Genomic DNA, 9,557 nt, shown 5'->3' on the forward strand with positions numbered 1-9,557 from the left:
AGCCGGCGGGCGTGTCACGAAAGCTTCATGCAAGTGTCACCGATATTGTAAGGGCGCCCACTAGGTTGCCGCCACCTTGAAGCCAAACCCCAGGAGCGAGTGCAATGGCTAATATGCGCGGCCGTCTGTTGAAAGGCGTCAGCCTTGCCGTCTTGTTCGGTGCGGGAGCCGTATCCGCGGCCCATGCCGACTATTTCGAACGCATCAATACCTATCCCGTCTACAAGACACTGCCGGAAGGTGCCGATCGGGCGACGGAGACGGTCGCCGAGATCATTTCCGCCAGCAAGGACGGCCGCACGCTGGTCTTTACCGACAGCCCCGGCGAAGCGGTTGTCTTCGTCAATGCCGCCAACCCGCTCAACCTGCAGCCGATGGGCCGCGTCAGCCTCGGCGGCGAGCCGACCTCGGTTACCGTCGGCGCCAAGGCTGCCTATGCGGCGGTCAACACCAGCGAGAACTACGTCGACGCCTCGGGTTACCTGGGTGTCCTCGCGCTCGACGGTTCTGAGATGTCCGCGAAGTGCGATGTCAAGGGCCAGCCGGACAGCATTGCCCTGTCCGCGGACGGCAAGTTCCTTGCCGTTGCCATTGAAAACGAGCGGGATGAAGACCTGAACGACGGTGTTCTGCCGCAGATGCCCGCCGGCCACCTGGCGGTGTTCGATCTTGACGAAAACGGGGTGCCGGCCAATTGCGACGCGGTGCGCATCGTCGACATGACCGGTCTGGCCGATGTGGCACCGAGCGATCCGGAGCCGGAATTCGTTTCCGTTAACTCCAAAAACCAGGCCGTTGTTACCCTGCAGGAAAACAACCACATTGCCATCGTCGATTTGGCGAGCGGCAAGGTGGTCGCGGATTTCTCCGCCGGAACCGCCACGGCTGAAAATGTCCCGGTCAAGAAGGCCCGCCTGAGCGACGCCTCCGGGTCTTCGGTCGATGTCAAGCGCGAGCCGGATGCGGTTGCCTGGATCGACGACGAGCGTTTCGTTACCGCCAACGAAGGCGATTATGAAGGCGGTTCACGCGGCTTCACCATCTGGAACGCCAAGGGCGAGGTTCTTTTCGACAGCGGCAACCAGATCGAGCACATGGCCATGGCCAACGGCCACTATCCGGCCAAGCGCGCCCACAAGAAGGGCACCGAGCCGGAAGGCGTCGCGGTCGGCAAATTCGGCGGCGAAACGCTGATTTTCGTCAATTCCGAGCGCGGCAATTTCGTTGCCGTTTACAAGGACACCGGCGGTGAGCCGGAATACCTCCAGTTCCTGCCGACCCATGTCGGCCCTGAAGGACTTTATGCAATCCCGAACCGGGATCTCTTCGCGGTCGCCAACGAAGTGGACGAAGACGGCGTGCGCGCGCATGTCTCGCTTTACCAGTTCGGGGCAGAGGCTCCGGCCTACCCGATGGTGGTTTCCGGCATGGACCCGGAAAGACAGGCGCCGATCGGCTGGGGCGCGCTGTCCGGTCTCGCAGGCGATCCGAAGGATGCCAACACGGTCTATGCGGTCAACGACAGCTTCTATGAAGATGCCCGCATCTACACGCTCGACATTTCCACCAGCCCGGCACAGATTGTCTCCTACAAGTCCGTCCGGGGCGCCTCGCAGGAGCGGCTTGACCTGGAAGGCATTGCGATTGCCGCGGATGGCGGTTTCTGGCTTGCCTCGGAAGGCAATCTGGAAAAGGAACGTCAGCACCTTTTGCTGAAGGTCTCCGCAGACGGTGACGTCCAGGAAGAAATCACGCTGCCGGATGAGTTGATCGCCCAGTCCAAGCGTTTTTCCTTCGAAGGGGTGGCCGAGTTCGAAATGAACGGCCAGACCCTGGTCGCGGTCGCCGTGCAGCGTGAGTGGAAGGACGATCCGAAGGGCTTTACCAAGATCGCCATCTACAACCCGGCGGAGAAGTCCTGGGGCTTCGTTCATTATCCGCTCGATGCACCGAAAAGTGCAGCCGGCGGCTGGGTTGGCCTCTCTGAAATCGTCTCGCTCGGGAACGGTCGCTTCGCAGTGCTGGAGCGCGACAACAAGGGCGGCGAGGATGCCGCGATCAAGCAGATCACGACCATCTCTCTCAACGGCGTGAGCCCTGCAGCCTATGGCGAGGAGCTTCCGGTTCTGGAGAAACAGTTTGCCATGGACATTCTGCCGGTGCTTGCCAGGGGCAAGGGCTGGGTCCTGGACAAGCCGGAAGGCCTGACGGTCACCGCCGGCGGCCGCCTGATCCTGGTTACCGACAACGACGGTGTCGATGATGCCCCGGGCGAAACTCGGCTCTTCGACCTCGGACCGGCAACCCGGCTCGACTGAGACACAGTGCCGGATCGCTTATGATCCCGCAGGAACCCGGCAGCTAAAGTTGCCGGGTTTTGTCTTGAGCGGTTGTCGAAACTGCCGCTTCCAGCATAGGCTGCGCGAGGGGCCGGTGAACACATTTTTGGGACCGGCCCCGAAGCATTCCGGGTTTGTGATATGGTTCCATATCCAGGACAGCCGACATATTGGGAGACCCGAATTGCCGGGCCGGAGCACTCAGATCGATGAGGAAATCCGGCTCGGGCTGCAAAAAAGGCACGTGTTTGAAGGACGTGCCTTGCCTGATGGGAGGAGTAAACAAATGACATTGCGCATCAACGACATCGCCCCGGATTTCGAAGCGGAAACGACACAGGGAACCATCAAGTTCCATGACTGGATCGGCGACGGTTATGCCATCCTGTTCAGCCACCCGAAGGACTTCACGCCCGTGTGCACAACCGAGCTCGGTTACATGGGCGGCATGCTCGATGAATTCGCCAAGCGCGGTGCAAAGGTCATCGGCATTTCGGTGGATCCGATCGACAGCCATGAAAAATGGAAAAAGGACATCGAACTGGCGACCGGCAACACGGTCGATTATCCTCTGATCGGCGATCCGGAACTGAAGATCGCGAAGCTCTACGACATGCTTCCGGCAAGTGCCGGCAACACGTCGGAAGGACGTACACCCGCCGATAACCAGACCGTCCGCTCCGTGTTCGTGATCGGTCCCGACAAGAAGATCAAGCTCGTTCTCACCTATCCGATGACCACGGGACGCAATTTCGATGAAATTCTGCGGGCGCTTGATTCCATCAAGCTGACCGCCGAGCATCAGGTCGCAACACCCGCGCAGTGGAAGCAGGGCGAAGACGTGATCATCGTGACGGCGGTATCCGATGAAGATGCGGTGAAGCGGTTCGGCGAGTTCGATCGCGTGCTGCCCTACCTGCGCAAGACCAGCCAGCCGGGTAGCTGACCGGCGCTGCAGTCCGGTTCCGAATAAAACGAAAGAGGCCCGACAGTTTCCGCTGCCGGGCCTTTTTGCATGAGGGTATTTCAAGATCAGACTGGCGTTCAGACGCCCGACTTCACCTTGGTCCAGACCCTCGTGCGGGCTCTAAGCGTCTTGCCGTCGACGCTCTTGTCCGGGAAAAGCCGCGCCAGCGTGTCCGCATCCGGGTAGAGACCCGGGTCCGAAAGGATGGCGGGGTCGACATGTTCGTCGGCGGCCTTGTTGGCGTTGGCGAAAAAGACCGTGTTGGTGACTTCCGCGATCACCTCCGGCCGCAGCAGATAGTCGATGAAGCGGTAGGCTTCGCCGAGGTGTTTGCTGTCGGCCGGAATGGCAACGAGGTCGATCCACATCAGGGTGCCTTCCTTCGGGATCGCATAGAGGATTTCCGGACCGTTCTCCACTTCCGCGGCCCGTGCCTGGGCGATGCCGGCGTCGCCGCTGTACATGACCGCCACGCAGACATCGCCGCTGACGAGATCGATATTGGCCTTCTGGTTGTTGAAGTAGCGGGCCTTGCGGGCCAGCCCTTCCAGCAGGCTCCCGGCTTCCGCCAGTTCGGCCCTGTCCTTCGAATAGGGATCGTGGCCGAGGTAATGAAGCGTGACGGAAGTCATTTCGACCGGTGAATCCAGAACGGCGATGCCGCAGTCTTCCAGTTTGGACGAGATCTCCTTGTCGAAGACCAGATCCCAGCTGTCGACCGGGGCGTCCCCCAACCGTTTGGCCACGAGCGCGCTGTTATAGGCAATACCGACCGTGCCCCATGTATAGGGCACGCCGAGCTGCCGCCCGCCCGGAACCTTGTCCAGCGCTGCCAGAATGTCCGGATTGAGGTTGCCGTAGTTTTTCAGGCGTGAAGTGTCGATGGCGTGCAGGGCGCCGGCGGCAAATTCTCGCTCCGCGTTGGAGGCGGCGGGGAACACGACATCGTAGCCCGACCCGCCGGTCAGCAACTTCGTTTCCAGGACTTCATTGGAGTCGTAGAAGTCGAGGATGACCCTGGTGCCGGTTTCCTTCTGGTAGTTCTCTATCGTGTTTGCGCCGAAATAGTCAGCCCAGTTATAGACGGAAAGTTCACCTGCCGCCGCCGGGGCACTCAGCAAGGCTGCCAGGCAGCCTGTCAGGAGCGGAGACGTTGCGTTCCGGATCTGCATTGCATTCCTCCCGTTCTTCTCAAGTACGTGCTGAACGTCCTGCGGCGTAAAGGCACAAGAGATCGTTTGCGATGGTCGCCGCGGCAATCGCGGTGATTTCGGAGATGTCATAGGCCGGAGCCACCTCGACGACGTCCATGCCGACCACGTTTATTCCGGCAAGGCCCCGGATGATTTCCTGCGCCTGATAGGGGCTCAAGCCCCCGATCACCGGCGTTCCGGTTCCCGGCGCCGAAGCCGGTTCCAGCGCGTCGATGTCGAAAGTCACGTAGGTCCTGGCATCGCCGACGATTGTGCGGACCTTGTCGATCACGGCAGCGGTGCCGCGTTTGTGGACCTCGATGGCGTCGATGATGTTGAAGCCGAGCGGCTCAGGATTGTGGGTGCGGATGCCGATCTGAACCGAACGGCTTGGTTCGACAAGGCCCTCGCGCACAGCGTGCCAGAGCATGGTGCCGTGGTCGATGCGGCCTTCCTCGTCAGCCCAGGTGTCGGTATGGGCGTCGAATTGGATGATGCTCACAGGACCGTATTTCTCGGCATGGGCCTTCAGTAGGGGATAGGTGATGAAGTGGTCACCGCCGATCGACAGCAGCGCCGTGTCGCTCGCGAGCACCTGGCGGGCCGCGTCGGCGATCTGGCCCGGGACCTTGTCGGGATAACCCGTGTCGAGTTCGCAATCGCCGTAGTCGACGATCGACAGGGTCTCGAACGGATCTTCTTGCCATGGCCAGGGAGCGGACCAGGCAATGTGCGAGGAGCCGCTGCGCACGGCGCGCGGTCCAAGCCGGGTGCCGGACCGGCTCGAGACGGCCAGATCGAAGGGAATCCCCATGACGGCGACATCCGCACCGGTCAGGTCCTTGGTATAGCGGCGGCGCATGAAGCTGAGCGCGCCGGCATAGCTTGCCTCGGGAACGACCCCTTTAAAATCGGACCGCGTGAATGCGAGATCGCCCGCCTGCGGGTTTACACTGGAATCCTTGGACACTTGTCTCACCTGTTTCAAAGTTGCCGGACAAGCTTGTGTCTTGCGTCCGATCCCGTACATTCAGGCAAGGGTATATAACTTTGTTATTATGTACACGGGACGGGAAGCATGGGTGAGACGAGCTCCGAAAGGACGGAACTGCCCTCAGCGGATTGGATCGAGGCGGCGGCCGATCTCATGATTTGTGTCGGGACGGACCGGTTTTCGTCCGCACTCCGGCATATCCTTGAACTGGCTTGCCGGTTTGAATCCATGCTGGTGACGGCCCATGAGGGCAATGCGGCTCCGAAATCCCTCTACCACGATCTCAACGACCTGCAGGCCGCCGTCAGTGTCGAGTTCTATTCCAGCGGTCCGTTTCTTCTCGACCCGTTTTATATTGCCAGCCGGAACAACATCGACCCGGGCGCCTACCGGCTTCTGGATGTGGCCCCGAAAAGCTTTCTGCGCTCGGACTATTACCGGACCTTCTACCGGAAGATTCGTCTTCACGACGAGATGGCCATCCTGCTGCGAAACGGGGAAGACAACTGGATCATCGTGTCTCTGGCACGCACCCGCACCCGTGCGCGCTTCGACGAAGAAGAACGTGACAGGGTCAACCGGCTGTTTCCATTGATCGAAGCGGCCATTTTGCGGCACTGGGCGAAGCCGGGCGGGAACCGGCAGAGCGATGCCTCGACCGCCGCGGACAGATTACGTGGCTTCGCCTCCGACGTCTTGAGTCCGAGGGAGGCCGACATCATCCATCTCATCCTGCAAGGCCATTCGACCCGCACGATCTCGACCTTTCTGGGTATTGCCGAAGGCACGGTGAAGGTCCACCGCCACCATGCCTACGGAAAGCTCGGCATCCATTCCCAATCGGAGCTGTTTTCCCTGGCGACCGACTATCTGGCGACATTGCCTTCGTGAGAAAGGAAGATTCCGACCGTTGGCGGGAGCCGGTATCGTCGACCCAACACCCGTGTCCGCGCGGGATGCGCGGACACGGTAAAAGCTGTGCCAGTCAGGCGTCGAACCACCAGCGGCTTGCTGCGCGTGCGCCGTCGAGTTCCCAGCTCGGAGCCAGCTGGCCGCCATGCTGGACATTGTTGCGGCGAGCGTAGACGAAGTTCTTGAAGAACGGAATGAGTGTGCCGCCGTCGTCATTGGCGATCAGAGCCATTTCGCGGTACATCTCGGCCCGTCTTTCGTCGTTGAGTTCGGCTTTCGCCATCAGCAGCAGTTCGTTGAACCGCGGGTTTTTCCAGTGGCTCTCGTTCCAGGCCGCGTCGTCCTTGTAGGCGAGCGAATACATCACATCCGGCGTCGGACGCGCGCCCCAGGCCACAACGCAGAACGGCTTCTTCAGCCAGACGTCCGAGTAGTAGCCGTCGTTGGGCTCGCGTACCACGTTGATGTTGATGCCGGCTGCCTTGGCGTGTTCGGCATAGAGGACACAGAGGTCCACTGCGCCGGAGTAGATCGATTCCGCCGAGGAGATATTGATGGACAAGCCTTCGGCTCCGGCCTTCTTCAGCAGGGACTTCGCCTGATCCGGGTCGTAGTCATGTTGCGGAATGTCGTCGGGCCAATAGGGCATGGCCGGCGAGTGGTGGAAGTCGTTGGCCTTGGTCGCGGCGCCGAAAGCGATCTTCTCGATGATCTCGTCGCGGTTCATGGCAAGCTTCAGGGCATTGCGCACGTCCTTGTTGTCGAAGGGAGCAACGTCGCAAAGCATCGGCATGGTGATCGTCGATGCCGAGGGCACGTTGTCGATCTTCAGGTTCGGGTTGCGCTCCAGAAGGGCCATGGTCTTGAGGTCGATCAGGGAGACCGCATCGACGTCGCCCGTGACAAGTGCGGTCTGACGTGCATTCGGGTCGCCGAGCACAAGCAGTTTGACGGCATCGAAGTGGGCGCCCTCGCCATGCCAACCGTCGTGACGTGTCAGGTCGAAGCCGACGCCGAATTCGTGGTCGCCAAGCTTGTAGGGACCGGTTCCGTCACCCGATTCCCAGTCGATGGAGCCGTCGTCCTTCGCCGGGCAGATGGCCAGATGGTAATCGGTCATCAGCCACGGCAGGTCGGCATTGCCCGAGGCCAGCTTGAAGACGATGGTGTCGTCGCCGTCCTTGACGATGTCGTTGACATCCGTCAGCAGGGCCTTGGCGGCCGAGGTCGACTTTTCGCCGCGGTGATGGTTCATCGATGCGATCACGTCGTCGGCGGTCATCTTCCTGCCGGAATGGAAGGTGACGTTCGGATTGAGCTTGAACGTCCATTCCGTCGCGTCCGCGTTTGCCGACCACTCGGTCGCAATGTCCGGACCGAGCGAGCCGTCGGTTTCGATCAGGGTCAGATAGCTGCGGTGGGTGTGGGCCAGGACGATCATTGTGATCGTCAGGTAGGTGCCGGGGTCATGGGTGTCGGAGGTGTTGCCGTCATGGATGCCAACCTTGAACGTGCCGCCCTTTTTCGGCTCGGCCCGCGCCGATGTTGTCCAAAGACCGGAGGCTGCCGATGCGGTGATCCCGGCGGCCGCGGAGTAATTCAGGAAGTCGCGGCGTGAAATGCCGCCCGTGCGTGCTGCCAGCGTCAGCCGGTCCAGCAAACCCTTGTTCTTGGTCTCACCAGTCATTCTTGAATTACCTCCTCCGGTTCTTCCCGCCTGTGTATTTTGTTGCGGGTCCCAAATTGAGTATGCGATTTCCTCAGGGGGGCCTTAGTGGCCTGAAAACGAAATCCGGTATTGCTAAAACGACATTTTAACACAGGTGCGACAGTTTTTCGGCAATGCGCGAGGGCGGGCAGAACCGGCAAAGGCGCGGCTTTTCGGTCTGTTCTGGCGTGAGGAAAAAGTCCGGCAAACGCCGGGAGGACGCTTACCGGGCCGCGTGTTCGATCAGATCCCACTTGTTTCCAAACGGGTCCCGGAAGACGGCCACCTTGCCGTAGGGCTCCGTTCTTGGCGCCTCCAGAAAGGTAACGCCCGCAGCGCTCATTGCGCCATGATCCCGGTCGAAATCGTCCGTGTGGAGGAACAGAAACACCCGCCCGCCCGTCTGGTTGCCGACAGCCGCGGCCTGGGCATCGCCGTCGGCTCTGGCGAGCAGCAGCCTTGTTTCGGTGCTGCCCTTCGGGGCGACCAGCACCCAGCGTTTCGTTTCGTTCAAACGGGTATCTTCGATGACGTCGAAGCCAAGTGTTCCGGCGTAAAAGGCAAGGGCTTCGTCGTAGTCCGGTACGACAAGGGTGATCGCGCCAATGACCTGTTTCATGAAATCTCCTGCGGCGGCCAGTGGGGTCTGATACGAACGGTCTTTCATAGCCGTTGCGATCATGGGCCGCCGCAGGAAAGTTGTCCCGCCCCGGAACAAAATGGGCGGGACAGAAGGAAAGGTCAGGCCGCTTCGGCCCCGCGGCCATCCCCGGCATGCTGCCAGACCTGCGCGGAGAGAAAATCCTCAACAGCATCGCTGAGGGTCCGGCTGACCTCTGTCAGGGATTTGGACAGGCCGTCGATTTCATCCGAGCTGGAACGTGTCGCATCGATCGTGTCCTGAAGACCGGCGACGTTTTCCGAAGCCTGGGTGCTGCTGTTTGCCGCCATCGACATGGCCTGGCTGATTTCCCCGGTGGCGGCGCCCTGTTCCTCGACGGCCGAGGCGATGGCGGTGGTGACCTCCTGGACCTTGTCCATCTGGTTGCCGATCATCCGGATGGCCTCAACCGCGCGGACGGTCGAGGTTTGAACCGCTGCGATCTGGGAGGAAATCTCGTCCGTGGCTCTTGCTGTCTGGGTCGAGAGTTCCTTGACCTCGGCCGCGACCACTGCAAAGCCCTTGCCGGATTCTCCCGCCCGGGCCGCCTCGATCGTGGCATTCAGGGCCAGCAGGTTGGTCTGTTCCGCGATTTCCGAGATCAACCCGATAACGGAGCCGACCTTTTCGGCAACGTCTGCGAGTTCCTGGAACGACTGATTGGTTTTCTGCGCTCCGTCGACCGCCTTCTGGGCGACGCTGCTGGACATGGCCGCCTGCCGGCCGATTTCCTCGATCGAGCTGGTCATTTCCTCCGTGGCGGCCGCCCCCGACTGGACACCG

Annotated in this window: 8 protein-coding genes; 3 read left to right on the forward strand and 5 right to left on the reverse strand. The window is 61.0% G+C overall.

From position 1 onward, the window contains the following. The first annotated feature begins 104 nt into the window (after window positions 1–104). Both ACQY7U_RS17700 and ACQY7U_RS17705 read left to right on the forward strand, forming a co-directional pair. Window positions 105–2,318 carry an esterase-like activity of phytase family protein gene (locus tag ACQY7U_RS17700; protein ID WP_428647144.1) on the forward strand — a complete coding sequence of 738 codons (2,214 nt, stop codon included), beginning with the start codon at window positions 105–107 and terminating at the stop codon, window positions 2,316–2,318. A 307-nt stretch (window positions 2,319–2,625) separates the two neighbouring features. Then, the gene (locus tag ACQY7U_RS17705) at window positions 2,626–3,285 is read left to right on the forward strand and encodes a peroxiredoxin (RefSeq protein WP_428647147.1); all 660 of its coding nucleotides are present in this window, start codon (window positions 2,626–2,628) and stop codon (window positions 3,283–3,285) included. 98 nt (window positions 3,286–3,383) lie between these two features. Here the strand turns inward: ACQY7U_RS17705 and ACQY7U_RS17710 are convergent, their stop codons facing one another. Both ACQY7U_RS17710 and speB read right to left on the reverse strand, forming a co-directional pair. Further along, window positions 3,384–4,478, reverse strand: a complete 1,095-nt coding sequence (locus ACQY7U_RS17710) for a polyamine ABC transporter substrate-binding protein (RefSeq protein ID WP_428647150.1) — start codon at window positions 4,476–4,478, stop codon at window positions 3,384–3,386. Window positions 4,479–4,497: 19 nt separating this feature from the next. After that, window positions 4,498–5,469, reverse strand: coding sequence for an agmatinase (gene speB / locus ACQY7U_RS17715; RefSeq protein WP_428647152.1), 972 nt, complete (start codon window positions 5,467–5,469; stop codon window positions 4,498–4,500). A gap of 108 nt (window positions 5,470–5,577) precedes the next feature. Here speB and ACQY7U_RS17720 point away from each other — a divergent pair, with 108 nt between their 5' ends. Continuing rightward, entirely contained in the window at window positions 5,578–6,384 is an 807-nt protein-coding gene (locus ACQY7U_RS17720) for a helix-turn-helix transcriptional regulator (protein ID WP_428647155.1), read from the forward strand. Window positions 6,385–6,478: 94 nt separating this feature from the next. On the opposite strand, the gene ACQY7U_RS17725 is transcribed toward ACQY7U_RS17720, so the two are convergent. The 3 genes from ACQY7U_RS17725 to ACQY7U_RS17735 form a co-directional block, all read right to left on the reverse strand. After that, window positions 6,479–8,092 (reverse strand): ABC transporter substrate-binding protein, encoded by a 1,614-nt coding sequence (locus ACQY7U_RS17725; RefSeq protein WP_428647157.1) that lies wholly within the window; start codon window positions 8,090–8,092, stop codon window positions 6,479–6,481. Between the two features lie 244 nt (window positions 8,093–8,336). Then, window positions 8,337–8,732, reverse strand: a complete 396-nt coding sequence (locus ACQY7U_RS17730; RefSeq protein WP_428647160.1) for a VOC family protein — start codon at window positions 8,730–8,732, stop codon at window positions 8,337–8,339. A gap of 122 nt (window positions 8,733–8,854) precedes the next feature. Further along, window positions 8,855–9,557, reverse strand: a 703-nt coding sequence (locus ACQY7U_RS17735) for a methyl-accepting chemotaxis protein (RefSeq protein WP_428647163.1), incomplete at its 5' end; no start/stop codon positions are given.

Source organism: Roseibium sp., from assembly GCF_050301095.1.
Classification (GTDB): Bacteria; Pseudomonadota; Alphaproteobacteria; order Rhizobiales; family Stappiaceae; genus Roseibium.